1 pseudogene is annotated in these 359 nt (G+C 68.2%); it reads left to right on the forward strand.

Annotated features, from left to right (window positions below):
* Nucleotides 1–359, forward strand: a pseudogene (locus AO268_RS06160) (AMP-binding protein); the annotation flags it as partial.

Consider the following 359-nt stretch of genomic DNA (forward strand, 5'->3'; position numbering starts at 1 on the left):
CTACACCTCCGGCTCCACCGGCAAGCCCAAGGGCGTGATGGTGCGCCATGGCGCGCTGACCAACTTCATCGTCAGCATGGCCGCCGCGCCGGGGATCGCTGCGCAGGATCGCCTGCTGTCGCTGACCACGTTCTCCTTCGACATCTTCGGCCTGGAGCTGTACGCGCCGTTGNGCCGTTGCTGGTCGGCGCCCGTGTGGTACTGGCCAGCCAGGACACCCAGCGCGATCCCGAATTGATCCTGCAACAGGTGCAAGAGCAGGGCATCACGCTGCTGCAAGCCACGCCCTCGACCTGGCGCATGTTGCTGGAAAGCCCCAACGCGGGGGCCCTGGCGGGCCGGCGCTTGCTGTGCGGCGG

The sequence above is a fragment of the Pseudomonas sp. ICMP 8385 genome, assembly GCF_002699915.1.
Classification (GTDB): domain Bacteria; phylum Pseudomonadota; class Gammaproteobacteria; order Pseudomonadales; family Pseudomonadaceae; genus Aquipseudomonas; species Aquipseudomonas gessardii.